The 25976-nt window shown below is 41.0% G+C and carries 25 protein-coding genes and 1 pseudogene; 15 read left to right on the forward strand and 11 right to left on the reverse strand.

The genetic code is table 11. The annotated features are described in order from the left end of the window. Positions 1 to 50 precede the first annotated feature (50 nt). Positions 51 to 671, forward strand: a complete 621-nt coding sequence (locus CAL6303_RS24370) for a TenA family protein (protein WP_015200499.1) — start codon at positions 51 to 53, stop codon at positions 669 to 671. A 343-nt stretch (positions 672 to 1014) separates the two neighbouring features. Here CAL6303_RS24370 and CAL6303_RS24375 read toward each other — a convergent pair whose 3' ends face one another. Then, complete coding sequence (locus CAL6303_RS24375) at positions 1015 to 1929, reverse strand: CoB--CoM heterodisulfide reductase iron-sulfur subunit B family protein (RefSeq protein WP_015200501.1); 915 nt, start codon at positions 1927 to 1929, stop codon at positions 1015 to 1017. Between the two features lie 158 nt (positions 1930 to 2087). On the opposite strand from CAL6303_RS24375, the gene CAL6303_RS30490 reads away from it, so the two are divergent. From CAL6303_RS30490 to arsJ, 7 genes are all read left to right on the forward strand, one after another. Further along, positions 2088 to 2225, forward strand: coding sequence for a hypothetical protein (locus CAL6303_RS30490; protein WP_158333179.1), 138 nt, complete (start codon positions 2088 to 2090; stop codon positions 2223 to 2225). A 118-nt stretch (positions 2226 to 2343) separates the two neighbouring features. Then, on the forward strand, positions 2344 to 2595 hold the full coding sequence (acpP, locus tag CAL6303_RS24380; protein ID WP_015200502.1) for an acyl carrier protein: 252 nt from the start codon (positions 2344 to 2346) through the stop codon (positions 2593 to 2595). 260 nt (positions 2596 to 2855) lie between these two features. Next, positions 2856 to 4106: a beta-ketoacyl-ACP synthase II gene (fabF, locus tag CAL6303_RS24385; protein WP_015200503.1), complete on the forward strand. Its 1251-nt coding sequence runs from the start codon at positions 2856 to 2858 to the stop codon at positions 4104 to 4106. 364 nt (positions 4107 to 4470) lie between these two features. Beyond that, positions 4471 to 6483, forward strand: a complete 2013-nt coding sequence (tkt, locus tag CAL6303_RS24390) for a transketolase (RefSeq protein ID WP_015200504.1) — start codon at positions 4471 to 4473, stop codon at positions 6481 to 6483. A gap of 256 nt (positions 6484 to 6739) precedes the next feature. Beyond that, entirely contained in the window at positions 6740 to 7810 is a 1071-nt protein-coding gene (locus CAL6303_RS24395) for a PstS family phosphate ABC transporter substrate-binding protein (RefSeq protein WP_015200505.1), read from the forward strand. Positions 7811 to 8209: 399 nt separating this feature from the next. Further along, complete coding sequence (locus tag CAL6303_RS24400; RefSeq protein ID WP_015200506.1) at positions 8210 to 9229, forward strand: ArsJ-associated glyceraldehyde-3-phosphate dehydrogenase; 1020 nt, start codon at positions 8210 to 8212, stop codon at positions 9227 to 9229. 69 nt (positions 9230 to 9298) lie between these two features. Then, positions 9299 to 10561 (forward strand): organoarsenical effux MFS transporter ArsJ, encoded by a 1263-nt coding sequence (gene arsJ, locus CAL6303_RS24405; protein WP_015200507.1) that lies wholly within the window; start codon positions 9299 to 9301, stop codon positions 10559 to 10561. A gap of 166 nt (positions 10562 to 10727) precedes the next feature. On the opposite strand, the gene crtH is transcribed toward arsJ, so the two are convergent. The 4 genes from crtH to CAL6303_RS24425 form a co-directional block, all read right to left on the reverse strand. Continuing rightward, the gene (gene crtH, locus CAL6303_RS24410; protein ID WP_015200508.1) at positions 10728 to 12221 is read right to left on the reverse strand and encodes a carotenoid isomerase; all 1494 of its coding nucleotides are present in this window, start codon (positions 12219 to 12221) and stop codon (positions 10728 to 10730) included. Between the two features lie 174 nt (positions 12222 to 12395). Then, on the reverse strand, positions 12396 to 12581 hold the full coding sequence (locus tag CAL6303_RS24415; RefSeq protein ID WP_015200509.1) for a hypothetical protein: 186 nt from the start codon (positions 12579 to 12581) through the stop codon (positions 12396 to 12398). Position 12582: 1 nt separating this feature from the next. Continuing rightward, entirely contained in the window at positions 12583 to 12789 is a 207-nt protein-coding gene (locus tag CAL6303_RS24420) for a hypothetical protein (protein ID WP_015200510.1), read from the reverse strand. Positions 12790 to 12924: 135 nt separating this feature from the next. Next, a complete protein-coding gene (locus tag CAL6303_RS24425) occupies positions 12925 to 13122 on the reverse strand; it encodes a hypothetical protein (protein WP_015200511.1) in 198 nt (65 codons plus the stop codon). A 228-nt stretch (positions 13123 to 13350) separates the two neighbouring features. Here CAL6303_RS24425 and CAL6303_RS24430 point away from each other — a divergent pair, with 228 nt between their 5' ends. The 4 genes from CAL6303_RS24430 (at position 13351) to CAL6303_RS24445 (ending at position 17090) form a co-directional block, all read left to right on the forward strand. Then, positions 13351 to 15177 carry an ATP-dependent nuclease gene (locus CAL6303_RS24430; RefSeq protein ID WP_015200512.1) on the forward strand — a complete coding sequence of 609 codons (1827 nt, stop codon included), beginning with the start codon at positions 13351 to 13353 and terminating at the stop codon, positions 15175 to 15177. 432 nt (positions 15178 to 15609) lie between these two features. Further along, complete coding sequence (upp, locus tag CAL6303_RS24435; protein WP_015200513.1) at positions 15610 to 16260, forward strand: uracil phosphoribosyltransferase; 651 nt, start codon at positions 15610 to 15612, stop codon at positions 16258 to 16260. 76 nt (positions 16261 to 16336) lie between these two features. Further along, positions 16337 to 16669: a hypothetical protein gene (locus CAL6303_RS24440; protein WP_015200514.1), complete on the forward strand. Its 333-nt coding sequence runs from the start codon at positions 16337 to 16339 to the stop codon at positions 16667 to 16669. 157 nt (positions 16670 to 16826) lie between these two features. Further along, on the forward strand, positions 16827 to 17090 hold the full coding sequence (locus tag CAL6303_RS24445) for a YggT family protein (RefSeq protein ID WP_015200515.1): 264 nt from the start codon (positions 16827 to 16829) through the stop codon (positions 17088 to 17090). Between the two features lie 271 nt (positions 17091 to 17361). Here CAL6303_RS24445 and CAL6303_RS24450 read toward each other — a convergent pair whose 3' ends face one another. From CAL6303_RS24450 to CAL6303_RS24460, 4 genes and pseudogenes are all read right to left on the reverse strand, one after another. Further along, positions 17362 to 17655 carry a hypothetical protein gene (locus tag CAL6303_RS24450; protein ID WP_015200516.1) on the reverse strand — a complete coding sequence of 98 codons (294 nt, stop codon included), beginning with the start codon at positions 17653 to 17655 and terminating at the stop codon, positions 17362 to 17364. Beyond that, a pseudogene (locus tag CAL6303_RS31295) lies at positions 17645 to 17824 on the reverse strand (BrnT family toxin); the annotation flags it as partial. The gene CAL6303_RS24450 and the pseudogene CAL6303_RS31295, both read right to left, overlap by 11 nt. Before the next feature lie 652 nt (positions 17825 to 18476). Then, positions 18477 to 19049, reverse strand: a complete 573-nt coding sequence (locus CAL6303_RS24455; RefSeq protein WP_015200517.1) for a hypothetical protein — start codon at positions 19047 to 19049, stop codon at positions 18477 to 18479. 64 nt (positions 19050 to 19113) lie between these two features. Continuing rightward, positions 19114 to 20610, reverse strand: a complete 1497-nt coding sequence (locus CAL6303_RS24460; RefSeq protein ID WP_015200518.1) for a GAF domain-containing protein — start codon at positions 20608 to 20610, stop codon at positions 19114 to 19116. 577 nt (positions 20611 to 21187) lie between these two features. On the opposite strand from CAL6303_RS24460, the gene CAL6303_RS24470 reads away from it, so the two are divergent. The 3 genes from CAL6303_RS24470 (at position 21188) to CAL6303_RS24480 (ending at position 24112) form a co-directional block, all read left to right on the forward strand. Beyond that, positions 21188 to 22600, forward strand: coding sequence for a nicotinate phosphoribosyltransferase (locus CAL6303_RS24470; RefSeq protein ID WP_015200519.1), 1413 nt, complete (start codon positions 21188 to 21190; stop codon positions 22598 to 22600). 50 nt (positions 22601 to 22650) lie between these two features. Next, positions 22651 to 23253 (forward strand): nicotinate-nucleotide adenylyltransferase, encoded by a 603-nt coding sequence (locus tag CAL6303_RS24475; RefSeq protein ID WP_015200520.1) that lies wholly within the window; start codon positions 22651 to 22653, stop codon positions 23251 to 23253. A gap of 145 nt (positions 23254 to 23398) precedes the next feature. Then, entirely contained in the window at positions 23399 to 24112 is a 714-nt protein-coding gene (locus CAL6303_RS24480) for an NUDIX hydrolase (protein WP_041739947.1), read from the forward strand. A gap of 181 nt (positions 24113 to 24293) precedes the next feature. Here the strand turns inward: CAL6303_RS24480 and CAL6303_RS24485 are convergent, their stop codons facing one another. Beyond that, positions 24294 to 24872: a CPBP family intramembrane glutamic endopeptidase gene (locus CAL6303_RS24485; RefSeq protein ID WP_015200522.1), complete on the reverse strand. Its 579-nt coding sequence runs from the start codon at positions 24870 to 24872 to the stop codon at positions 24294 to 24296. 6 nt (positions 24873 to 24878) lie between these two features. Further along, entirely contained in the window at positions 24879 to 25946 is a 1068-nt protein-coding gene (locus CAL6303_RS24490) for a DUF3326 domain-containing protein (protein WP_015200523.1), read from the reverse strand. Positions 25947 to 25976 lie beyond the last annotated feature (30 nt).

Raw genomic sequence — 25976 nt, forward strand, 5'->3', positions numbered from 1 at the left:
CAATGTTTATAAATCTCGTCGCTTTACCTTAAATATTCCAAAATATAGATATGACTATCTCCAGCCAATTGTGGTTAGCAAATCAAGATCTCGCACAAGCTTGTTTAGAGCATCCGTTTGTCCAAGGTATCGCTAATGGGACTTTGGAACAGCAGAAATTTGCTTATTATCTAGGGCAAGATGCTTTTTTCTTGGAAGCCTTTGCCCGTGCTTACAGTATCGCTGCCGCTAAAGCGCCAGATTTCTCAGGATTTACCACTTTTCACGACTTAGCTGGTGGGGTGTTAACAGAACTGCGTTTACATCAAGGCTATGCTGCTAAATGGGGAGTTAATTTGCGATCCGTTGAACCAGGAATTTCTACCCGCCGTTATACTGATTTTTTACTAGCAACTGCTTGGAGTGGGGATGTGGGTTTGACTGCCGCTGCCATGTCTCCCTGTCTACGTCTGTATGCTTTTTTGGGACATAAGTTGGCTTATAATGGTATTCCTAATCACCAGTATGCAGATTGGATTGAGACCTACAGTAGCGCAGAATTCGCTAAATTGGTGCAAAAATTAGAAGGTTTGGTTGAATGTTACGGTAGTGATGGAGCCTTGCTACACTCAACCTATCGTTATGCCATGCTATGTGAGCGAGAATTTTTCCAAGCCGCATGGATAGAGTGATTTTGAAATCTTGCGTATGAAGTCACTGCATTGCGCGGGTTTGCCGCATTGTCGCAACATTGTGTTAGGACTACGCAAGGATTTGAGAGTTTGATTCAAAGGAAGTATCTCCGAAAAAGATGTTTAGGTAACAGGAAACGGGGAACTCTTAGCAGGGAAATTCCCATGATTAAAATAAGGGGATTTGAAACGGACGTATTTTCTCTTGCACTACTGTCTGGTAGCCGCAAGGCTTCTCGTCGAGTGAAAAATATTTTTACAAACGGGAATAAAGCGGGGGGGAACATCCACACCGCTTTTTATCTCCCCTATGATAATTTTATTTTTCGTTCAGAGACAGTCTCTAAGCAACCAATAAACCCAACTTTTCCAACACTGGTTTGGTAGAAACAACATGTCTATCTAAGCCTAATGCTTTAGGACTCACCCCTAAAGCCAAAGCTACTAATTGGGGTAAATGCAGCACAGGTAAGCCTAGTTTCTTACCAATTACTTGCTCAACTTCTGGCTGACGCGAATCTAAATTCAAATGACATAATGGGCAAGGTGTCACAATACAATCAGCACCATTATCGATAGCATCTTGGAGATGTTTTCCTGCCATTTTAAATGATTCAGTAGTGGCATAACTAGAAAGGGGCCATCCGCAACATTGTGTACGTCCTTGGTAATAAATCGGATTTGCCCCGACAGCCCGGAAAATATTTTCCATTGCTTCGGGTTTAAAAGGGTTGTCGTAGGGGGTATTTTTTTGGGCACGCAGCAAGTAACAGCCATAAAAAGCCGCGCAGTTAATTTGGGATAACTTATGAGTTACACGTTTTTGAATTTCTTCTATACCATAATCTGCCACCAAAGCATACAAAAGATGTTTAACTTCGGTGCTGCCACGATATGGCAGACAACCTTCTTGCTTGAGTAAACCATTAACCTTGCTAAAATAAGCTGGGTCGCTGTCGATGCTAGCTTTTAAGCGTTCATCAACATGACCAATAACACCCTGGCAAGTGCTGCAATGGGTTAACAAAGGTAAATTTAATTCCTCCGCTAAAGCAATATTGCGAGCATTTACCGTATCTTCCAGAAGTTGAGAATCTTCTTTGAAGGTACCCGAACCACAACAAGAAGCTTTTTTGAGTTCAATTAATTTAATTCCTAGTTCCTGGGCAACAGCAACAGTGGATAAATGAAGTTCTCCACAGGCACCCTGAGCAACACAACCGGGGAAATAAGCATACTGTAAAGTCTGAGATTGCATATAAAATCAACCAAGGCACTTAAGGATCGGCTTTTGCCTGTAACAATAACTGTTTTATCATTGCAAACAGAGGGTTGACGAACTAAGTGTCTCAATTAATTAACAAATCCCAAATAAACTTCACAAAAACTGAGACAATAAGCTCTTAAGGATTACTTTTGTACCTAAAACTGGTGCTTAGTGGCGGAAATAGAAATCCAGTTAAAAATGCTCAAAAGCTGAAAATTATCGACTTTTTGACTTTTGACAGTGGACTTTTAGACTTCCACGAGGCATTACTAAGTGGTGGTGTGTAATAACTAAAGATTGGGCAATAACATATACGGGCGATCGCCCTTGACGATAAGATGTATATGCTTAAAACCTATAGTCCACATAGAGCGGATAATAGTAACTGGTTGAGGAAATTTATCTATGAGCCAAACAGAAATTTTTGAAAAAGTCAAGGAAATTGTTGCAGAGCAACTTAGCGTTGAGTCTAAGACAATTACACCCGCATCCAATTTTTCTAATGATTTAGGGGCAGATTCCCTAGATACAGTTGAATTGGTAATGGCTTTGGAAGAAGAATTCGATATCGAAATCCCTGACGAAGCCGCTGAAAAAATTACCACTGTTCAAGAAGCAGTGGATTTTATCAACAACAAAGTTGCTGCATCTGCGTAACGAGTGCTAAGGACTGAGAACTGAGTTTTAAAGTATATAAGTACAAATTCCAGAGTGAGAAACTTTACCCCACCAAATATAAACAGACATAAAGACCCAAAGACGCGGTAAATTTGTCTAACTACTAAAATTGCCTTGGTGAACTAGGTAAAAATTCTTACCCGATTTACTTCTATATCAAAATTGGACTCAGAACTCAGAACTTAAAAACTCAGGACTATTTTTTTTGCCTGTAAGAAGAGCCACCATTGAACTGAATCATGACAGACTTTATCCGTAAACGCGTTGTTGTAACTGGTGTTGGCGCGATTACACCGATTGGTAACACTGGATCTGAGTATTGGGAAGGATTGGTAAGCGGTCGTAACGGAATTGGTGAAATCACCTTATTTGACGCATCGCGTCACGACTGCCGCATTGCTGGGGAGGTGAAAAACTTCGATCCTCTTGAATACTTGGATCGAAAAGATGCCAAACGGATGGATCGCTTTTCCCAATTTGGGGTGGCGGCTGCAAAACAAGCTTTAGCAGACGCAGGATTGGTCATCAATGACCTAAACGCTGAACAAATCGGTGTCATGATTGGTTCAGGCATTGGTGGCATTAAGGTGTTGGAGGAACAACAAACGATTTATTTAAATCGTGGTCCCGATCGCTGTAGCCCCTTCATGATACCGATGATGATTGCGAATATGGCAGCGGGGCTAACAGCAATTCATACTGGTGCTAAAGGACCCAATTCTTGTCCGGTGACGGCTTGTGCAGCTGGTTCCAACGCCATTGGGGATGCTTTTCGCATCGTCCAAAATGGTTATGCACAAGTAATGATTTGTGGCGGTTGTGAAGCTGCAATTACCCCTTTGTCCATAGCTGGATTTTCTTCAGCCAGGGCAATGTCTACCCGTAACGATGACCCTACCCATGCCTGTCGTCCCTTTGACAAAGATCGTGATGGGTTTGTGATGGGTGAAGGTTCGGGGATTTTGATTTTGGAAGAACTTCAACATGCCCTCAGCCGGGGTGCAAGAATTTACGCTGAAGTTGTGGGCTATGGGATGACCTGTGATGCCTACCACATGACAGCAATTGTACCAGGAGGAGAAGGAGCATCTAGAGCTATTCAAATGGCGTTGAAAGATGGCGGTATTACTCCAGAGATGGTGACATATATCAACGCCCATGGTACCAGTACCCCCGTTAATGATCCGAACGAAACCTCGGCGATTAAACGCGCTTTGGGCGAACATGCCCAAAAAATCGCCGTCAGTTCCACCAAATCCATGACTGGGCACCTCCTTGGTGGTTCCGGAGGTATTGAAGGGGTGGCGACAGCTTTAGCGATCGCACATGACATTCTACCCCCAACAATCAACCTTGTGAACCCCGATCCTAATTGCGACTTGGATTATATTGCCAACACTAGCCGTCCTCAAAAAATCAATGTGGCACTTTCCAACTCTTTTGGATTCGGTGGGCATAATGTCACGTTAGCCTTTAAGAAGTACGCTTAAATCAGTGAACAGTTATCAGTTATCAGTTATCAGGTGTGTGGTTACAACTGACACCTTCTGATAATTGATGTAGGACTTAGATCCAATTTGATAACTGCTAAAAATTGGGAGTTTCCCTAAATACTCGTACAAATCCTGGGTTCAAATTTCAAAACCTGTTGCCAAGTGGTTTAGTCGATTTAGCAACGGATATTTAACCCAAACCTCAATAAAATAAATTCACATCCTCGGTTTAAAATCCCAGGTATTATCCTTGTCGGTCTACAAACACCAATGGGATGATAGATATGACTGCTGACAGCAAAAAAAGCCAACAGCAGCATAGCGAAAAACAGTGTTCACCCGTCGTTAAGAACAAGAAATTATGGCTGTTGCGACCCAAACCCTTGAAGAACTTTGTATTAACTCGATCCGCTTCTTAGCAATCGATGCTGTGGAAAAAGCAAAATCTGGACACCCAGGTTTGCCAATGGGTGCCGCGCCAATGGCGTTTGTACTTTGGGACAAATTCATGCGAATGAACCCCAAAAACCCAAAATGGTTCAACCGCGATCGCTTTGTGCTTTCCGCTGGTCACGGCTCAATGTTACAGTATGCCCTACTGCATTTAGCAGGCTATGACAGTGTGACAATTGAAGGCATTAAACAATTCCGGCAGTGGGGATCTGAAACCCCCGGACACCCAGAAAACTTTGAAACCGCTGGTGTGGAAGTCACCACAGGACCTTTGGGACAAGGTATTGCCAACGCTGTTGGTTTAGCAATGGCTGAAGCACATCTTGCCGCAAAATTCAATAAGCCTGATGCCACAATTGTTGACCACTACACCTACGTAATTTTAGGTGACGGTTGTAACATGGAAGGTATTTCGGGTGAAGCCTGTTCTTTCGCTGGACACCTGGGATTAGGAAAACTCATCGCCCTCTATGACGATAACCACATCTCCATCGATGGTTCTACCGATGTAGCCTTTACCGAAGACGTTTCCAAGCGGTTTGAAGCCTACGGTTGGCACGTTCTTCATGTCGAAGATGGTAACAATGACTTGGCTGCAATTGAAAGCGCGATCGCAGAAGCTAAAAAAGTCACCGACAAACCCAGCATGATCAAGGTGACAACCACCATCGGTTATGGTTCTCCCAACAAAGCTAACACCGCAGGAGTTCACGGTGCAGCATTGGGTGGCGATGAAATTGAACTCACCCGCAACAACTTAAATTGGCAATACCCTCCTTTTGAACTACCACCAGATGCCGTCAACCACATGCGGAAGGCAGTGGAACGTGGTGCAACAGCAGAAGCTGAATGGAATCAAGCCCTCGCTGAATACACAGCAAAATATCCCCAAGAAGCAGCAGAATTTGCCCGCTTCGTCAGTGGTAAACTCCCCGATGGTTGGGATAAAGTCCTCCCCACCTACACCCCCGCAGACAAAGCACTACCCACCCGTAAACATTCGGAAACATGCCTCAACAAATTGGCGCAAGTTCTCCCCGAATTAATTGGTGGTTCAGCCGACTTAACCCACTCCAACCTCACCGAAATCAAAGGCTTTGGTGATTTCCAAAAGGGACAGTACGCAAACCGTAACGTTCACTTCGGTGTTCGGGAACATGGTATGGGTGCAATTTGCAACGGGATGGCGCTGCATGGTTCCGGATTAATTCCCTACGGTGCAACCTTCCTAATTTTCACCGACTACATGCGGGCAGCAATTCGCCTCTCAGCTTTGTCCCTCGCTGGTTCAATTTGGGTGATGACTCACGACTCCATCGGACAAGGTGAAGACGGTCCCACCCACCAACCAATCGAAACCCTCGCTTCTTTGCGGGCAATTCCTAACCTCACAGTGATTCGTCCTGCTGATGGAACCGAAACCTCTGGTGCTTACAAAGTTGCCATTGAAAGCTCCAAAGCAGGCAACCCCACCCTGTTAGCATTCTCCCGCCAAAACCTACCTAACTTAGCAGGTTCATCAATTGAAGGTGTTACAAAAGGTGGATATATCTTAGTTGATAGCCAAGGTACACCCGACATTATCTTAATTGGTACAGGTTCCGAAGTTAGCCTTTGTGTAACTGCTGCCGAAAAACTTACCGCCGAAGGTAAGAAAGTACGCGTAGTTTCTATGCCATCCACCGATTTATTCGATGCCCAAGATGCAGCTTACAGAGAATCAGTATTACCAAAAGCTGTCACCAAGCGCGTATCAGTGGAAGCGGCTTGCAGCTTCGGTTGGCACAAGTATATTGGCACTGAAGGTGTAGCAGTTAGCATCGACAGATTTGGTGCTTCTGCTCCTGGTAATATTTGCTTAGAGAAGTTCGGTTTCAGTGTTGAAAACGTATTTGCAACTGCTAAGACACTATTAGGTTAGTCCCTAATAGTTTTGATTTGATACTTTAACGGGGTGGGCATCTTGCCTACCCTTTTTTTGTTTTTTTAAATCCTTCCTAACCCTACTGATAGCAATTTGAAAAATGTTGGCGACAAATTACCTAACCCGCATTAGAATCAAGAACCCCACCCGATAGACAACTTTCAATGAATTTTTGTAAAAGTGTTCTAGCTGACATTGACTAATCAACTTTTTTTGAAATGATGTAAATGTGCTCATTCAATAGGTAAAAACGATGAAGTCTCTAAGCGTGGAAGTCACGAAAATTACTCTTGTGGTTGGGTTGTCTATTTCGGCAGTTAGTTGTAGTAATGAATCGAAGACATCATCAACAGGGATTCAGGAAACACCTGGTGCAACCGAGGTTAGTCAAACCCAAACTATTGCGGAAATAAGCATAGATGGTTCCAGTACAGTCTATCCGATCACAAACGCGATCGCTAAAGATTTTGCGAGCCAGTCAAAGAGTGCTGCACCCGTAAAAGTTAAGTTTTCAGGAACATCTGGAGGGTTTCAGAAATTCTGTGCAGGTGAAACCGACATCAACAACGCATCTAGACCAATTTTAAAAGCAGAAATCGCCGCCTGTAACCAAAACAATGTCCGTTTCATCGAAATACCAGTTGCCTTCGACGCTTTAACAGTTGCAGTTAACCCCAAAAATACTTGGGCAAAGGATATAACCGTTGCTGAATTGAAAAAGATTTGGGAACCATCCGCTGAAGGAAAAATTACCAATTGGAAACAAGTTCGCCCATCTTATCCAGATAAACCCCTGAAATTATACGGTGCTGGTGATAAATCAGGTACATTTGATTACTTTAATGAAGCAATTGTCGGTGAAGCCAAAGCTACCCGTAAAGACTACATAGCTAGTGAAGATGATATAGCCCTGGTTAAGGGTGTAATTGAAAATGAAGGTGCTTTAGGATACTTTGGATTTGCTTATTACGAAGACAACCAAGCGAAATTAAAAGCATTAGCTATTGACAGCGGCAAAGGTGCTGTTTTACCTTCCCTGGAAACAGTAGAAAAATCCCAATATCAACCACTTTCACGACCATTATTTATTTATGTCAATGCTCAAGCATCACAATCTAAACCAGCAGTGAAGCAGTTTGTGGAATATTATCTCCAACAAGCAGCGAAAAAATCAGGAACTGTCGGCTATATCCCCCTACCAAAAGAAGCTTACAACATCAACTCTACTCATTTTTATCAAGGTAAATTCGGTACAGTTTTTGGTGGAGAAGCAAAATTTAATCTGACGCTTGATGAGTTGCTACGTCAAGAAGCAAAATTCTAAGCAGATTCCATCTGTTGTGTCATTAATTCTGCTGGGTTAATTAGGTAAAAAAATGAATCAAGAAAAATTGATTCATTTCATGTATGATTAGTTTGGCACGTTCAAACACATCAATTATTTATACCAAGTTGCTTTCTGTCCTAATAGTTAGATGAAAGTCTAATTTTTGGCGTTTAGCAGCAAATTTAGAGGATTTACGCCGAAATGAGGCATTTACACCATGTCTTCTCATTGCGATTGCGTAAGTCCTATTTAGGCACTTCCAATTAAATAATTATCGAGTTTTCTATTGTGGATGTTTTTCGGGCAAGATGCCCAAACCACAGGATATTTTATTTTCTGGAAGTCCCTTAAGAAAACAAGAACAATTTTACCCAACATAAACAAGTAGAAAAACAGATGACAGTTCGGATTGGAATCAATGGATTTGGCAGAATTGGTAGACTAGCTTTGCGAGCAGCATGGAATTACTCAGAAATTGAATTTGTCCATATCAATGAAGTCAAAGGTGGAGCAGTTACAGCAGCTCATCTACTCAAGTTTGACTCGGTTCATGGACGTTGGACACAGGAAGTCGAAGCTGGGGAAAACCGCGTTTTTATAGACGGGAAACCTCTGAGTTTTAGCGAATATTCCCAACCTGGGGAAGTTCCTTGGGAAGATTTTGGTGTGGATGTGGTGCTGGAATGCTCAGGAAAATTTAGAACCACCGAAACCCTTGATCCTTATTTCAAACGGGGAATCAGAAAAGTAATTGTAGCTGCTCCAGTAAAGAAAGGAGCGCTAAATATTGTTATGGGAGTCAATGACAACCTCTATCAATCTGAAGAACACCATCTTCTCACTGCTGCTTCCTGTACAACTAACTGTTTAGCTCCAGTAGTCAAGGTAATTCACGAAGGGTTGGGAATCAAGCATGGAGTAATCACCACAATCCATGACAATACCAATACTCAAACCATCGTTGATGCTCCCCACAAAGATTTACGACGAGCTAGAGCAACTAGTTTGTCTTTGATTCCCACTAGTACAGGTTCAGCAACTGCAATCGGGTTAATTTATCCGGAATTGAATGGCAAGTTGAATGGTTTAGCAGTACGAGTACCTTTACTAAATGCTTCCCTCACAGATTGCGTTTTTGAAGTAGCTAGACCAACTACTATCGAAGAAGTGAACGGTTTGCTCAAAGCAGCTTCACAGCAGGAACCGCTGCAAGGGATTTTGGGTTATGAAGAACGTCCTTTAGTTTCCATAGATTACAAAGATGATCCTCGCTCTTCCATTATTGATGCTCTATCCACAATGGTGGTAGATGAGACGCAAGTCAAAATTCTTGCTTGGTACGACAACGAGTGGGGTTATGCCAATCGGATGGTAGAACTTGCTCGTAAGGTTGCTTTAAGCCTGAAGTCGGTTTGAGTTGAAAATATTCTCAAGCTCGAAGTTTTCCCAATTTTCTTGCTGATCCTTCATTAACATCATTTCCTTATGGCACTTAGTACAGCTTCCAGAGCCAATTTCAAAAACTATAGCTTAGTAACACTTGCCTACTGGGGGTTCACCATTACCGATGGTGCGCTACGAATGTTGGTGCTGCTATATTTCAACAAAATTGGTTATACTCCCATCCAAATTGCTTCCTTATTCCTGTTTTACGAGGTTTTCGGCATTGTCACCAACTTTCTTGGTGGTTGGATTGGTTCTCAATTTGGACTAAAAATAACTCTTTATACTGGCATTGGACTACAGATTTTTTCTTTGGTAATGCTTTCTATGCTTAACCCTAGTTGGGCACAATGGATTGCTGTAACCTATGTAATGGTGGCACAGGCATTTTCTGGAATTGCTAAAGATTTAACTAAGATGAGTACCAAAAGTGCCATTCGCTTAGTTGTACCCCAAGATGCCCAATCTTCACTATTTAAATGGGTGGCAATTCTCACAGGTTCCAAAAATGCCCTCAAAGGGGTTGGCTTTTTTGTTGGTAGTGCATTACTAGGTGGATTTGGCTTTATTAATTCCCTGTGGATTATGGCTGCTGGACTATTCTTGATTATGTTCACGGGGATGCTATTGCCCAAGGGAATGGGCAAAATCAAGAAAAAGGTCAAATTTAGCCAATTATTTTCTAAGAGCGAAGAAATTAATATTCTTTCGGCTGCTCGATTCTTCTTATTTGGTTCCAGAGATGTGTGGTTTGTAGTTGCTCTACCAGTATTTTTACGTAGTACATTAGGCTGGTCATTTTCTCAAGTGGGTGGATTTTTGGCGTTTTGGGTAATTGGCTATGGCATTATTCAATCCTTAGCGCCAACGTTAATTAAGCGATTTGGTTCTGGTCAACCTCCCCAAGCAAACACCGTCCAGTTTTGGACGTTTACCCTTACCGCAGTCCCAGCTGCGATCGCACTCGCTCTGCAAACGGGTATACCTGCTAATATTGCGATCGTTGGTGGATTAATGGTTTTTGGTGTGGTGTTTGCTTTCAACTCAGCAGTTCATTCCTACTTGGTGTTGGCTTTTACCGATGATGACAAGGTGGCGCTAAACGTCGGATTTTACTACATGGCTAACTCTGGCGGTCGTTTAGCTGGTACTGTCTTATCTGGGTTGGTGTATCAATTTTTCGGTTTGGTTGGCTGTCTGTGGACATCAATGTTTTTTGTCCTGGCAGCAGCATTAGTCACTTTGAAACTACCAAATCCCAAACCAAGTAAGAATATTGCCTGGAAAGCTGGAGATGGTGATTAAAAAATAAGTAATGAGTAATGAATAAGTTTTGTAACGGGGATTTAGCGCAAACTTAACGGGGGCTGTCCCTCCGTTAAAGTTTGTAAGACAGACCCCGACACAAAACGCGCTGCCGTCGTTGAAAGGGCTGGAATTAAACACCCAAACTTTGTTAAAATCAATCACATCATCTAGATATCCGTAAATCTACGGCAATACGGTGAGCGCAAGCGAACCCAGAAAACGCCACCGCATTCAAACCTTGTCCAGGAAATGTGCTATCCCCTACACAGTAAAGTCCAGGAATTACCGTGCGATTAAAGGGCATATTTAGTAATCCCAGTAATTTCCGCCGAGGAATTGGTCCGTAAGTTCCATCTTCCCTCCCTAAATAACGTCTATGGGTGCGGGGTGTTCCCACTTCCAAATAATCTAACCCAGCGTCCAAACCGGGAAATATCTGTTCTAATCTTTGAATAATTCGCCCTGCGGCAGCTTCTTTCTTTGCTTCATAATCACTGGGAGATAAATTTTCCCAATCAGTTAACCAATGAGGCGTGAAAGCATGGATGACGTGATAACCTGGGGGTGCTAATTGTGAATCCAATAGGGTGGGAATAGAGACAAAAATCGTCCCTTCTGAATCTGCCATTTTTTCCCACTTTTCTAACAAGATGTGATGACATTCTGTCCCAACAGGAAATACCTCAGCTTTGACTCCCATGTGCAAACTTAAAAAGCTCGGTGATTTGTGATATTTTTGTTGCCATATTTTCTCATTATTTGGTAATTTCTCGGAAGGTAAAAGCTTCCCAAAGGTGTCCCAACGAGTGGCATTAGAAACGATTCTGTGGGCGTGGTAGACTTCACCATTAGCTAGTTTTATTCCCACTGCTTGACCTTTTTCCAGGATAATTTCTGTAACTCTAGCTTGATATTCAATTTTTCCCCCAGCCATTTCCAAACCTTCCACAAGTTTTTCGGCTATTTTCCCAACACCACCTTTGGGATAATTCACTCCACCATAATGTCTATCAGAAAATACCATGCCAGCATTAATCATAGGTGTCATTGCCCCTGGAACTACCGACCAGCAATAACATTCCATATCTATGAATCTGAGTAATTCTGGATCTTTGATGTAGCGTTTGGCAATATCTCCGGCATTCAAAGGTAAATATTTAGCTAAACGCAAGCAAGCGAGGGGATGTTGGAGAAATACCCGCAGTAAGTAGCGAGGTTCTTCCAAAGAAAGCAAATCCATCTGGTTTAAACAGTCAAAAACTCGCCAACACTCATCATAAAAACGGCGAATTCCCTCTGCTTCGTGGGGAAAGTAGGCGATAAGATTATCTAAAAATTGTTGGTAATCTCGCTCTACCTTAATATCTAGGTTGTTGGGGAGATGATAGTGAACTTGTACCGAGTCGGGAATTGTTTCTAAACTGACACCAACTGCATTCAAGGCACGAGTAAGTAAATTTGTAGTACCTTTTTCCCCAAAACCAAAAATCATCGATGCACCAACATCAAAGCGATATTCTTGGCGTTGAAAATATCCAGCACTACCACCAGGGATTAAATAACTTTCTAATACTAAAACTTTTGCACCTTTAGCAGCAAGTTGTGTGGCTGTAACTAAGCCACCAATGCCAGAACCAATAATGATTGCATCGTACATGAACCGAGATGTTGGGAGAATAAATTGGTGGTTTGATTAAGATATTGAAGCTTGTGGGATAATTATATATGAAGCTTGCGCGACGTGAGTCGTTCGCGTAGCCTCTCTGAGAGATAATCGCGTATGGTTTTAAATTGGTAACGTTTCTGGTTAGCGGCTGCAACACCAAGCTCTCTAAGCAGTCAACTCCAACCATTTTTCATACGGCAGGACATTAACACTCGCACCTGTATCTAGCAGTGCTAAAACCTCCACCGATGACCCTCGATATGTTAGAGATAACGGCAATTGAGGCAATGCGTCAGGAACACCAAAGGTATCAAATCCTTCAGTAAAGTTAAATTTCTGAGCGTTACGCATTTTACGCCGTTTGATATGATTCCAAGAGTTGACTGAGTTTGTGAGCCGCTTCGTGTGAATTGAGAGGAGACCAAAGTGAGTAGGTTGCCCCAGCCTGTAAGGTTGGTTCTTCTTCCTTCGCTAACTCTGCAATTAAGAATTGCATTACTTTCAATTTATCGGCACGAGGTAAACTTCTTAGAGCTGGAAATAGATCTACTGTAGACATAGGACTGAGAAAAATGTGCGACTTTTCTATTTTCTCATAGTCACAAACCTAAATCTCGAATTCCTAATGTGCCACCTGACTACTCAATGATTTGAAGGTGCAGTTCTAGCACCTCAAGCAGTCTAAGATAACGCATCATGCCAGACGTTGATAAAGTTCAGCATTTTTTTTGAGTACATAGTTGACTGTATTGCTAAATTCAGGCTTTGGCGAACTGAGCCAATCTTCCAAGCTGTTACGAATCAGTTCTTGTGGAGACACACCATGCACTTTGGCTAAGTCTTGCAGCTTTTGTAGTTGGTTGTCAGGAATATCAATAGTGATAGAAGTCATATCTGCTACTGTTTAGTGATCTATTAAATAGAGTTTAGCATCCAGTGCTAAAACGATTATGTGACAGCCATCGGTTCCATCCCTGGGTTATGGGCGTTTGTCTTTCAAAGTGCCTTTCCACGCAGGCATTACCCAGTAGCAAAAACACTCAGTTAAGCTATAATATGACATCATTTATTTGCAGCATTGTGAATTTTACTGTTATGTGTGTTAACTAGGGTTTATTTAATGAGATATACATCATTTGTCATTACTAACTTCAAAGGAATTCAACACCTCAAGTTAGATATAGATGGGAATCCAGCTTCAAAGGTGTCTATCTTAGTTGGTCTGAATGAGAGTGGTAAAACTACAATTATGGAAGCTCTCTCATTCTTCTATGAAAATATAAGAGATACAAATGAAAAGCATTTAACCCTTCATCCTAGCGGAATAGTTGATAAGCACTCTTTAATTCCTAAGAATCGAAAAGATAATTTTTCAGACAAAACAGAAATATCAGCATTTATTGAACTAGATGAACAAGAAATTAAATCACTACAAAAAGTTCTTAAGGAAAATGGATTTCAGTGTAGCGAGATTTCTCCTCAAATGATGATAGAATTTGAATTCGGTTTTGAAGACTCTTCGTTTAAAGAGAGAAGAAATTATTGGAATTCTCAGATTAAAGGAAAGGAAGGGAAAAAAAGAACGCAGCAAGAACTATCTCCAGATCATAAAGCATGGTCTCCTGCTTATGCATTTATCAAAAAACAAATTCCTCCTATCATTTATTATCCTAATTTTCTTTTCGAGTTTCCAGATTCTATTTATTTAGAAGAATTTCCAGAAGAAGGACGAGAACAGGCTTTTTACAGACTTCTTCTTCAAGATATCCTAGACTCTTTAAATAATAAGCTTAACTTAAAAATACACATAATAGACAGAGTAAACAATGCAACACGTCCAAATAGAGAAAATCTTAATAGCGTGCTCAATAAAATGGGGGCACAAATAACAAAGCTCGTTTTCTCTGAAAATCTCAGTGTTTTTAGAGCAGACACCAGTAATAAGTCTATTACAGTAAGTTATCCAGAAGTTGATGAAAAAAATAATATTTTATATGTAGAGCTACAGCTAAAGGATGGTGAAGATAGCTACTACATACGTGAAAGAAGTTTAGGCTTCAGATGGTTTTTTACTTTTTTGCTTTTCACACAATTTAGAGTTCAGAGATATCAAGGAAGCAAGAGCTTGATTTTCCTATTTGACGAACCAGCGTCTAATCTTCATCAGGCAGCTCAACAAAGGCTTGCAGGTGCTCTTGAAGAATTAACAAAATCAGAAGTCTCGGTAATATATTCAACTCATAGTCATCATCTCATAAATCCAAAGTGGCTCGAAAGTACTTTTATTGTAAGGAATACAGCCCTTGAATATGAAAAGGATGATATTGACAACTTTCAGCCAACCAATATCGAAGTAGAAAAGTATAGAACTTTTGTAAGCCATCATCCTAATCAACACACCTACTATCAACCGATCCTGGATGTATTGGAATATCGTCCCAGTAACCTTGAGGCAATAGAAGATGTCCTCATGGTCGAGGGAAAAAATGATTTTTATGTCTTAAGTTATTTTCAGGACATAATCATAAAATCAAAGAAAAAAATTTCACTTCTTCCAGGTACAGGATCGGGAAGTCTTGACACAGCTATTCGACTATATTATGCGTGGGGTAGACAATTTTGCATTTTACTAGATAGTGATGAAGAAGGTAAGAAGCAGAAAAAACGTTACCAGGATCTTTTTGGAAATATCGTCATGAATCGAGTATTTGTCCTTGAAGATGCTGATCCTGACTGGGCAGGCTATGCGACTGAAAAAATATTTACTAATGATGATGCTCTCACCATTCAGAAGTCAGTTTTTCCAGACAAGCAAAAGTTTAATAAGAAGCTTTTTAATTTAGCAATTCAAGAGAACCTTGCAAGAGCTAGTGTTGTTACTGTGTCTAAAACTACAGTGGATCGCTTCAATAAGCTCCTGAGTTTTCTCTGTAAATCTTTAGAATAAAAAATCTGAGTAAACCAAAATTCAGAAATGCCAAAGGCTAACAGAATCCGGATATGCTTTCTATACAGTCTTGTACATATCCGGAAATTTGAAGTCATTGGGATTGTTAGTCTGCGACAAGCCACTCCGTTGTCTACCCCCGTCGCAATGACAATATATATTTAATTTTGCGTAAGCACTTAAAATCAAACTCAACAATCAGCAAAAAAAGAGGGACTGCCTGCTGAAGCTGGCTAATCCCGTCTGCCGATCCTTAAAGAGAGGAGAACACTGATATAGATAATAGAACTAATTAAGAATCTATGTCAACTACTAATAGAATTTATTTTCAATAACTCTAGAAGAGATAGTTTGTAACTGTTAGCTGCACGCGGGAAAGAGTATGATGTTGTATCAGTTGTTGTATAATAGGAAATTGGCGAATTTTTAGCTATGACGTTACAGTTGCGCGTTTATGTTCCTCCTCATCCATTAATTAAGCACTGGCTAGCGGTTGCTCGTGATGCAGCTACTCCTTCGGTGCTGTTCCGTAGTGCGATGACTGAGTTAGGGCGGTGGTTAACCTATGAAGCTGCTCGTGAATGGTTGCCAACCGAAGAGACGACGGTGCAAACACCTTTGGCTACCTGTGCGGCGACTTTAATTAATCCCCAGATACCTGTGGCGGTGGTGCCAATTCTCAGGGCTGGTTTAGGTTTATTGGAAGGGGCGCAAACTTTGCTGCCGTTAGCTTCTATTTATCACTTGGGTTTGATGCGCGATGAAGCGACTTTAGAACCTATGTGTTATCTAAATAAACTACCGGAAAAGTTTAATCCCGAAACTAGGGTTTTGATAACTGATCCAATGCTGGCGACAGGTGGATCGATTATGGCGACGATGGCAGAATTAGTACATCGGGGAGTTGATCCTAGTTTGACACGGATTGTGTGTGTGGTGGCGGCTCCAGCAGCATTACAAAAGTTGAGTGCAGCTTATCCTGGTTTGATTATTTACAGTGCTTGTATCGATGAAGGTCTAAATGAGCATGGGTTTATTGTACCGGGGTTGGGAGATGCAGGCGATCGCATCTTTGGAACATGAGCTACTATGCAGCTAGGGTAAAAAGCAACTTCAACATCTTTGAAAATCGCAGCGTTTTTTTCAAGGCGGTAAACTTATGAGTCAACGTGATGGATTTGGTAGTGGCTTTTTAGCTGGAGCGATTCTTGGTGGTGTCGTTGGTGGTGTAATTGGTGCGCTGATTGGTTCGCAGCGGAATGGAGAATTAGGAGAGGTTGGAGATGTACAACTAGATGGCAGTTCTCTAGAAGGAAAGAGAAATTCACCCAAACGTCGTTCGGTGCGAGGTGGAGACAACGATAATACAGAGATGGAAACTGCCAGGCGATCGCTTGAAGACAAGATCGCCCATCTTAATGCCACAATTGATGAAGTGCGTCAACAACTCGGTAGTGTTAACAGTGGTTCATCGGTAAAATCAGGTGATTAATTTCTGCTTGATTGATAAATTCTCTAAATCAGGGTGCAGGGTGATAGAGAATGAAGAATGTGTAATTATCAACCCGATTCACCACTCAGTAACATATTGGGTCGTTTAAAATTGGTTAGAGGATATCTGTATTAACTTCAAAGGAAACTAATTATCTATGGGTACAACAGAAAGTTCACTAACATTCATCAGTAGTACTTTGGGAACATTTGTATCTCTGTATACAACCATCCTAATTATCCGAGTTATTTTGACTTGGTTCCCAACTATTAACTGGTACAATCAGCCTTTTGCTGGTTTGAGCCAAATTACTGATCCTTATCTGAATTTGTTTCGCTCAATTATTCCTCCCTTGGGAGGTATTGATTTTTCCGCAATGTTAGCGATTATTTTGCTACAGGTTGTGGGTGGTTTGCTGTAATATTCCCTAGCGGCATCCTACTTTTTTGTCTGTCATTGCGTAAAGCCTTTTCTAATCGTAAAAGGTGCAGCGTGCGTGTAGCGCTTACGAAGCGAAGCAACCCCAATACCTTGTGGTTGCTTCATAAGCCTACACTTACTGCCAAGCAGTAGATGCAAGCACTTTATGCCATTATGCGATCGCACTTTACCGCAAAGCCCTAACCTTAAACGCGAACGACTTACGTCACGCAAGCTTCGCGCTAAAATCATATTAAAATTTCAAGAGAGGATCAATTGGATGCAGGATGAGCGACTTCATTTAGTGCTTCTTCAATAACTGCATCACTAACACCCCGACGCTTTAAACTCTCCACTAATGCAATTATTGTCTCGTTCTCAAACCGTTCTAAATCAACGCGCAAACCTTGTCCAATGTAGGTACGAATTAATGGCTGATAACCAGAAAAACCTAATAGTGGTGCAACTTTTTTCAAATCTTCAACCACATCTTCTGGTATACGAATCGTTACACTCGTCATTGGACGGTTACGATTGAGTCGTTGCTTCAGTGCTTCAACTTTCATATTCTGCTCTCTCCTGTCGTGTTGCTTTACGTGCTGAAATAATCCGAATACTCTCCTCATCCTGCTCAATATGAACGACATAAAGCAGGTTCCACCGAGCATCTAGCCCAATCACAGCATCCCGCGTTTCGTCGTTACGGCTAGCATCAACGAGAATCAGGAAAGGATCGAAAAAAGCCTCAGATCCTTACTGAAAGGTAATCCCACCATGATTTAGAGGATTTATCCTTGCTTTTTCTTCATCCCAAGAAAAGGTGATGCCATTAAGCACAAAATAAACATTCATATCTCTAATCTTAGATGAAGCGTATGTACAATGTCAATACATATTATTGAAAGTAGTTGAAAATTTGTTAGTTTTCTTAGGTAGTTTTGTTGTGTTACTCTGCGATCACACTTACGTCGCACAAGCTTCGCACTCAACTACAAAGCCTTAACCCAACATGCGATCGCACTTTACCACAAAGCCTCTAACTTACATGTGATCGCACTCAACTACAAAGCCCTAACCCAAAACGCGATCGCACATCCACACAAAGCCTCTAACTTACATGTGATCGCATTCAACCGCAAAGCCTTCATTTAAAACGCGATCGCACTCTACCACAAGGCTCTAATTACGTCGCGCAAGCTTCGCACTCCACCACAAAGCCTTCACCTAACAAGCGATCGCACTCTACCACAAGGCTCTAACTTATAAGCGATCGCACTCCACCACAAAGCCCTAACTTATATTCGATCGCACTCAACTACAAAGCCTCTATCCAACAAGTGATCGCATTCCACACCAAAACCTCAACCCAAAATGCGATCGCACTCCATCAAGCTGCTAAACTCTTTATGTAGTTTTCTATTGATAGATCAGGGAATGATAAATTGTCATTAGGATTATCAACCATCCTATGGTCTTGATTATGCGGTGATGGCGCAAATAATACTCGATAATCCTCAGCTATAATCTCCCTGTCGCATCTATTCCAGCCCATAGAGTAGTCGTGAGAATATTCTTCCAGTTCTAATGGTCTCATTTGATAATATTCATGGGGCAATTGTTTACTCATATCAATGCCCTGGTTTATAGCCAAGTAAGATAAAGTCCAATGATGACCATATTCATGGGCTAGAGTCCTCTTGAGGGAGTTGATACTTTTGAGATAAAAGTAATTTAACACAATCACAGCAGTCACAGCTACAATTTTGGTTGGATCATCCGGATCATAATGAAATCTTGCTGTCCAATATCCAAAATAATTTGTTCCTCCATCATTACGAATCCTAATAACGTCGAGTAAATACAGGTCTAGTTCATTAGAGAGCAATTCATCAGCAATAAAAGCAATGAGTTCATCATGATGTTCTTTATTAAGTTTTCCGGTTCTGTCATCTATGCGCATATTTCAGTAAATTCAAACTCTCCTGATAATAATATGTTAATTACAGTAGAATCAACTACCAGTATCAGATACCAGTATCAGAAGAACTAGACGGCGGTCTCTTAATTTCTTTCAAAATTGCCCCATCAAAATCATCATCAAGACCTGGAGCGGTCGATATTATAATCTCTTTACCACAATCCTTTCTAATTTTATACTTATCCTCTACTTCCTGATAAACGACTGTTGGTGGAGCTTCCTCAGTCAATCGTCCATTTCTAACATCCGCAAGATGTTCACGGAGTTCTTCTAGATCATCATCTGATATACCAGCATCAACAGCCTCTTTAATCAAAAATTCGATTTCTTCAGGACTAATAAGATTACTACTCTTTAAGCCAGTATCAACTCTTGGCAACTTTTCGTAGTACAGAGATTCGATTTCATCTGTCGTTGCCGTATCTCTAGGAATTTCAACTTCTTTAATTCTTCTAGAGCGTACTCTAAAGGCAGCAAGCAAAAAAGAGACATTTTCTAAAAAATCAATATCACTTTCAGTAAATTCATGAATATAACCCGTGAATAATGAAAGAGTTCCAATAACTTTTCCAAGTATTAACAAAGGAAAACAGATAAAGGACTTGAGATTTTGAGATTTAATCCATTCAAGATTAGTAAACTCATCCTCTCTTTCTTTTATCTCTATATCCTCAATTATTTCATACTTCCCGGATTGGAAGACTCTTCCTACAATTTTTTGCCCTATTACTCTAGGCTCATCAACCCTGTATAGCCAGCCCTTTTCATCACCATCAGAATGTGCCTTATTTGTCACAAATAAACTTTGACCATCAAATGTAAGCCTTACAATGCAAACCTTGTAAGGCATCAGGTAATCTACTAATTTATTGGCTATTGTTTTATAAGCAGATTCCTCTGTTGTATGAACTGGGACATGCTCTAATGTAGGATCTGCTAATACTCTAATTATGGTTGCAAATATTTTATCTTCATCTTTCTTACGCAACCTGGAAATTGCTGCTGCAACATGCGCCCCAACTAATGCTAACCAACAAACATCTGAATCAGAATAAACCAAACTAGGATGAGCCCTGCCAGTTTCTGGATTGACTTTATTGACAACCTCAATAGTTCCAAAAGTCCTATGTGTTCCGTTTAGAGGTACAGAAATTCCACATCTTAAAAAACCTAATTTTTCAGAATACTCTTTTCCATAAGTGAAATTATCAACTTCCTTATCAAGTTGATTTGACCAATAAGGTTCGCCATAGGGTTTTCCAAATGCAGCTTTACCCGAAAAGCTTTCTCCTGGCTTGTATCTCTCATCATGCAACCACGAAGCTTCTATAACGACATCTCCTCTATCCCTGCCACTTATTTCATATCTTTCTAGAAATCCATCTTTAGAGAACAGAAAAATAGAAATCACTTGAGGAGAAAGCTTTCTTTTAATCTCTAGAAAAGTTTCCTCGACAATAATGTTTACACTCGAAAATGTAAGTATGGTATTCCCAAATTTCCGCAATTCAGTAATTTCTTGAAGACTTATTCCGACTTCCATAAGCATGTATTTGAATTAACAATTTTTCTCTCAGAACCAGATACAAATATGAAAAGCCTTATATGCTTGTTACGAATCTACAAGATTCATCGTTATAGATTCTTCTCACGATCTTAGCCCTCTGCCAGTACAGATGCAAATTATCTTAAGGATTATAGTACATATTAGTTTCTGTCGTTATTAAAGCATAAATTTTACTTTGAGTAAATTCCATAACTCAAACCAATAAAATTGGAAGTTTTTACTGATAACTTGCCAATCATATCTACCAGAAGCAATATTTTATTTCATAGGGAGACTAAAATGTCAGCAAAATATGAATTATGAGGCTTGAGGGAGGAAACATCCGGTTGCAAAACTATCTCGCTCGACTGTATTGCAAAATGCTCATGTTATTCCAAATCATTAAAGATGTTGAAATACTCAATTCGATTAAAAATTTTGGGATGTTCCAGCATCTGAACAATTCATACCGGTATTATGCAAAGACTAAAAATCTTCCATTTGCACCTTGACGATATTTATGGTGAAAACTACCATAAATATATAGACATCCGCTCAAAGGGCAATTTTCCAAATGATCGCATCTCCTAGTGTGGGCTATCAACATTCAACATTTTTGGGTAATCAGGTATCTGTTGAAGATTTGAGTTTACTTACAGACCTCTATCAGTTGACAATGACAGCATGTTATGCAGGTGAGGGGGTGGCGACGAAACGGGCGAGTTTTGAGTTGTTTGTGCGGCGTTTACCAACTGGTTTTGGCTATTTGGTAGCGATGGGGTTGGCGCAAGCGTTGGAATATTTGCAAAGTTGGTGTTTTTCGTCGGCACAGTTGGCTGCTTTGCAGGAAACGGGGATTTTTGCCCATGCACCGCAGAGTTTTTGGGATTTGTTAGCTGATGCTAAGTTTACGGGGGATGTGTGGGCTGTACCGGAGGGGACGGTGGTATTTGGCAATGAACCTTTGTTGCGAATTGAGGCCCCGTTGTGGCAAGGGCAACTTTTGGAGACATATTTGCTAAATGTCATCAATTACCAGACTTTGATTGCTACCAAGGCAGCGAGAATCCGGGATGTGGCAGGAGAAAAAGCGACACTTTTGGAATTTGGGACGCGGAGGGCTTTTAGTCCCCAGGGTGCTTTGTGGGCGGCAAGGGCAGCTTTGGCGGCGGGGATGGATGCGACATCGAATGTGTTAGCGGCGCTACAGTTGGGGACTCAGCCCAGTGGTACGATGGCTCATGCTTTGGTGATGGCGTTGTCGGCGATGTCGGGGAGTGAGGATGAAGCTTTTGCAGCTTTCCATAAATATTTTCCTGGCGCACCTTTATTAATTGATACATATAACTCTGTGGGGGCTGCGGAGAGATTAGGGAAAAAAGTCAGAAATGGAGAGATGGAATTAGCAGGTGTCCGCTTAGATTCTGGTGATTTAATCTCAGTTTCCCAGCAAGTGCGATCGCATCTGCCAACTGTTCCTATATTTGCTAGTGGTGATTTGGATGAGTGGGAAATTCAACGTCTCCAAGCTGGGGGGGCAAAGATAGATGGTTTTGGGTTGGGAACAAAGCTGGTGACGGGTTCTCCGGTGAATGGAGTTTACAAGTTAGTAGAGATTGACGGCATCCCGGTGATGAAGGAATCTCCTGAAAAACTGACTTATCCAGGACAGAAACAGGTTTTTCGGAGGTTCAATAACGGTAAAGTTGTAAGTGACAGGTTGGGATTGGTGAGTGAAAGCTGTGAAAATCAATCAGGTTTATTGCAGTTGATGGTTAAGGAGGGTGAATTTTTACAAGTTCCCGAACAATTGAGTGAAATCCGTCAACGTACCGCTGCATCTGTGGCTAGTTTACCGGAGAAAGTAAGGAGAATTAATAATCCTGAAGCTTTAACAGTTGAAATTTCCCAACAACTAGATAAATTAACAAAGTCTACCCAAAGCAAGAGATTAGCTGTTACCAATCATAGCGTTTCTCAATGCTAACTGTTTACTGATAACTATTTACTGCTAACTGTTCCCTGATACCTGAATTTATGCGAATTGCTTTATTTGGAACCAGTGCCGATCCACCAACAGCAGGACATCAAATCATATTAGAATGGTTGTCATGCCATTTTGATTTGGTGGCAGCCTGGGCTGCTGAAAACCCTTTCAAATCCCATCAAGCAGCTTTGTCACATCGAGTCGCAATGCTGGAATTGGTGATTGAAGATATTAGCTTTCCGCGTCATAATATTTACCTGGAACAGGATTTAAGTAGTCTACGAAGCTTAGAAACCCTGGATAGGGCAAAACAACGCTGGGGAAACCAGGTTAGTTACACCTTGGTAGTCGGTTCTGACTTGTTGCAGCAGTTGCCAAGGTGGTATCGTAGTCAAGACTTATTACAACAAGTAGAACTTTTGGTGGTACCGCGTCCTGGATATATTATTGATGAGGCTAGTTTATCAGGAGTAAAACACCTGGGAGCTAAAATAGCGATCGCTAGTTTGATCGGTTTAGATGTTTCATCTACAGCTTACCGCGAACATGGTGATCTCCAAGCTCTAATTCCTTCCGTAGCTAATTATATTCAACAACAGCATTTATACAAATGCCAAGACGAAAGCAGCAAAGAAAGAATTCACACTTGTTAAAAATTTTTCTAATTTTTCTGACTTATCCTCACTGCTGAACCGAGACACAGCTGTGAACTACCACACACTGACACAAAACGCGCTACCGTCGTTAATTGCTGGGAAATTAAACTCCCAAACTTTGTTAATATCACGCGAATCCGAGATGTCAAATCAACAAACATTAGCAGATTTCAAAGTTGGCGTTGATAATGTCATTTTCTCGGTTGACACAGCCCAAAACCGCTTAATGGTACTTTTAATTATGCGGCAGCAAGAACCCTTTTTAAATTTCTGGAGTTTACCAGGCACTTTGGTTCGTCAAGGTGAATCTTTGGAAGATGCTGCATATAGAATTATGGCGGAAAAAATTAAGGTCAAAAATCTCTACCTAGAACAGCTCTACACCTTCGGAGGACCCAATCGTGACCCCAGGGAAGCAACTGATAGTTACGGAGTCAGATATTTATCAGTAAGTTACTTTGCTTTGGTGAGGTTTGAAGATGCCAAGTTAATTACCGATGGAGTCACAACAGTGGCTTGGTATCCTGTAAAAGAAGTTCCACAATTAGCATTTGATCACAACGAAATTATGGCATACGGGAATTGTCGGTTAAAAAATAAACTAGAGTACAGTCCAGTGGCTTTTGATGTACTGCCAGATATGTTTACTTTAAATGATTTATATCAACTTTACACCACCATTTTAGGTGAACACTTCTCCGACTACTCCAACTTTCGTGCACGCTTACTCAAATTAGGATTTTTATCTGATACCGGAATCAAAGTTTCTCGTGGTGCAGGTCGTCCAGCTAGTTTATACCAATTTGACCCTGAAGCATTCGCTCCTTTTAAAGATAAACCCTTGGTGTTTATTTAGCTGAAACTAAACTTTGTCTATTTTAATTCAGACAGCAGAAGTTGTAGTTTGCAAGTTCTGCCATCGGCTGAAAAGCCTTATTTTTGAGGAATTAGATGATTTTTGACAGTTTTTATGGTAGTGAATTTTGACGAAGGTATTCACCTTCTAGAACTGGCTTCCCCATACAACAAATTACACCTTACAAATGTTTAATTTTCCACAAATAACTAGAAACTAAATTCGTCACAATATGGGCTACGATTGGTACTAGCAAGTTCCCGCTCAATAAAGCACTGTATCCAAAAATTAACCCCACAATCGTAGCCCAAATAACATAAGTCCACTGCTGAGGACTACTCAAGTGCAAAATACCAAAACACAAGCTTGAGATCAACACAGCAACATGGTTTAAACCCAAAGCTGGAATCAAAACACCTCTAAATAATAACTCTTCACTTAAACCAGGCAGCAAACCCAACCAAATTAAATCTGGAATTGCCAAAGGTTTAATCACAATCTCTAAATAATAATCTGCACTGCGACGGTAAGGGGGATAAAATCTATATACCAACCCACTCACAATTGTAATTGCTAAACCTAAGGCAATTCCTAACAAAAATTGCTCTTCCTGCCATTGCCATGCCATTAATGATACATTCGCAAAACCCAGGCAAGCTTTAGCAGCAATCCACAACACAATTGCGGTTACTCCCATTGCTATCAGTACCTGAGTACGCGTCATGTATGGCATTTCTGAATCATTTTGCTGTTGTGTCACGACGATTTAGGGGTAATGGTGAAGTGATTTTGAATTTATAAGTTGAGAACAAAGACTAAACGGATCAACACCTGCCTGATGTGCTGCCAATACACCTACAGCTTCAAGGTAAGAATTTACCTGTATTGATTTTATACCTATAGTCTCAGATATGACTCTCATCTGAGTCTGATTTTCCGCCACCGACACAACTAAGCATTGCTGTTGACTTAAACTCATTAACGCACTTCCTCCACAAGCATTTGCCGGAACTATGACTGCATCAACTTGATTCACCCAAATATCACCTGCTAAAGCCCCAGCAATTTCTCTTTTTACTATAAATTGAGGAGCGCGACTTAAACCAACAAGTACACTTGGTAAAAAAGTATAACCCAATTCTTCCGCTGCCGAACGTGGAGAGAGATTTGGCTCTAAATCTGGTGGTAAAAACGCTGGTGCATGGGCACAAGGAACTTGAAATTTACGTACAATTAGATGACTAATTACCGCTTCTGCCCCAGCAATGGGATCTACACCCTTTCCTAAACGGTAATTATAATCAGCTTCTCCATCCACTTCATCCGGGAACCGAGCAACAACTGCTACAGCATTTGCACCAACTTCATTAATTAATACATCTGCTGCCCTCAACAAACTATCAGGATTGCCAATAGTTCCCCAACTCGCACCAGAATCAGCAGTACGTATTTCTACATTCAAAGGAGCATCTGTAATTACATAATCTGTTAATGATAGCCCCAGAGTTGCCCTAGCAGCATCAGCCGCTTGGATATTTCGTAACCTTAAATCAGGTTCAATTCCCTGGTCTAAAATCAAACCTACTCTATTTTGATAAACCGGACGCAAACCCCATTCTCCAGCCGCAAATTTATCCAGTCCATACCCTTCCACATAAAAGCTATTTGGTATATTCCAATACAGTATAGCCCCATTCATCACATTGGGGTGGGTAATAAGTCTATCCACCACTTGGGCAATAGTTTTAGCAACAGGCAACGCATCCCCTGCATAACCACCAATCGATGCACCAATGCCTGTAGGGATGATTAGAATAGCGGTATATGGACGCACAGGACTTTTCAATAATCTAATTTTGCGAAC

The organism is Calothrix sp. PCC 6303, assembly GCF_000317435.1.
In the GTDB taxonomy this organism is placed as follows: Bacteria; Cyanobacteriota; Cyanobacteriia; order Cyanobacteriales; family Nostocaceae; genus PCC-6303.

Coding starts and splice junctions, on each gene's coding strand:
- CAL6303_RS24480 (WP_041739947.1), top strand. CDS start 23,399: ATGTCAAATCAACAAACATTAGCAGATTTCAAAGTTGGCGTTGATAAT.
- crtH (WP_015200508.1), bottom strand. CDS start 12,221: ATGTACGATGCAATCATTATTGGTTCTGGCATTGGTGGCTTAGTTACA.
- CAL6303_RS24450 (WP_015200516.1), bottom strand. CDS start 17,655: ATGAAAGTTGAAGCACTGAAGCAACGACTCAATCGTAACCGTCCAATG.
- CAL6303_RS24475 (WP_015200520.1), top strand. CDS start 22,651: ATGCGAATTGCTTTATTTGGAACCAGTGCCGATCCACCAACAGCAGGA.
- CAL6303_RS24430 (WP_015200512.1), top strand. CDS start 13,351: ATGAGATATACATCATTTGTCATTACTAACTTCAAAGGAATTCAACAC.
- CAL6303_RS24455 (WP_015200517.1), bottom strand. CDS start 19,049: ATGCGCATAGATGACAGAACCGGAAAACTTAATAAAGAACATCATGAT.
- fabF (WP_015200503.1), top strand. CDS start 2,856: ATGACAGACTTTATCCGTAAACGCGTTGTTGTAACTGGTGTTGGCGCG.
- arsJ (WP_015200507.1), top strand. CDS start 9,299: ATGGCACTTAGTACAGCTTCCAGAGCCAATTTCAAAAACTATAGCTTA.
- CAL6303_RS24470 (WP_015200519.1), top strand. CDS start 21,188: ATGATCGCATCTCCTAGTGTGGGCTATCAACATTCAACATTTTTGGGT.
- CAL6303_RS24445 (WP_015200515.1), top strand. CDS start 16,827: ATGGGTACAACAGAAAGTTCACTAACATTCATCAGTAGTACTTTGGGA.
- CAL6303_RS24375 (WP_015200501.1), bottom strand. CDS start 1,929: ATGCAATCTCAGACTTTACAGTATGCTTATTTCCCCGGTTGTGTTGCT.
- CAL6303_RS24370 (WP_015200499.1), top strand. CDS start 51: ATGACTATCTCCAGCCAATTGTGGTTAGCAAATCAAGATCTCGCACAA.
- upp (WP_015200513.1), top strand. CDS start 15,610: ATGACGTTACAGTTGCGCGTTTATGTTCCTCCTCATCCATTAATTAAG.
- CAL6303_RS24440 (WP_015200514.1), top strand. CDS start 16,337: ATGAGTCAACGTGATGGATTTGGTAGTGGCTTTTTAGCTGGAGCGATT.
- acpP (WP_015200502.1), top strand. CDS start 2,344: ATGAGCCAAACAGAAATTTTTGAAAAAGTCAAGGAAATTGTTGCAGAG.
- CAL6303_RS24415 (WP_015200509.1), bottom strand. CDS start 12,581: ATGCGTAACGCTCAGAAATTTAACTTTACTGAAGGATTTGATACCTTT.
- CAL6303_RS24395 (WP_015200505.1), top strand. CDS start 6,740: ATGAAGTCTCTAAGCGTGGAAGTCACGAAAATTACTCTTGTGGTTGGG.
- CAL6303_RS24400 (WP_015200506.1), top strand. CDS start 8,210: ATGACAGTTCGGATTGGAATCAATGGATTTGGCAGAATTGGTAGACTA.
- CAL6303_RS24425 (WP_015200511.1), bottom strand. CDS start 13,122: ATGACTTCTATCACTATTGATATTCCTGACAACCAACTACAAAAGCTG.
- tkt (WP_015200504.1), top strand. CDS start 4,471: ATGGCTGTTGCGACCCAAACCCTTGAAGAACTTTGTATTAACTCGATC.
- CAL6303_RS24460 (WP_015200518.1), bottom strand. CDS start 20,610: ATGGAAGTCGGAATAAGTCTTCAAGAAATTACTGAATTGCGGAAATTT.
- CAL6303_RS24420 (WP_015200510.1), bottom strand. CDS start 12,789: ATGTCTACAGTAGATCTATTTCCAGCTCTAAGAAGTTTACCTCGTGCC.